This is a genomic window from Acinetobacter sp. S4397-1 (genome assembly GCF_024129285.1).
Lineage (GTDB): Bacteria > Pseudomonadota > Gammaproteobacteria > Pseudomonadales > Moraxellaceae > Acinetobacter > Acinetobacter lwoffii_C.
This window is the reverse complement of sequence record NZ_JAMXXZ010000097.1, coordinates 1-330: the sequence shown is the minus strand read 5'-3', so window position 1 is coordinate 330 and position 330 is coordinate 1. Positions and strand designations below refer to the sequence as shown.

At 56.1% G+C, this 330-nt stretch carries 1 pseudogene; it reads right to left on the bottom strand.

Annotated features, from left to right (window positions below):
• Positions 1-330: pseudogene (locus NI467_RS14665) on the bottom strand (Fe/S-dependent 2-methylisocitrate dehydratase AcnD); the annotation flags it as partial.

The following is a 330-nucleotide window of genomic DNA, read 5'->3' as shown; positions in this document are numbered from 1 at the left end:
ACGCTCAATCACCAAAGTCAGGTCAGAACGCGGCGCAATATTCCCCATCACGCTATACAGCTCCGTCCCGTCCAGCTTCAGGGTTTTACGATCCGTGCCCGGTTTAAACTCCAGCGGCAACACCCCCATACCGACCAGATTGGTACGGTGAATACGCTCAAACCCTTCTGCTACAATCACTTCCACCCCGGCAAGGCGCACCCCTTTGGCCGCCCAGTCACGGCTTGAGCCCTGACCATAGTCCTTGCCGGCAATAATGATCAGCGGCTGTTTGCGGTTCATATAGGTTTCAATCGCTTCCCACATCCGCATCACCTCACCTTCCGGCTC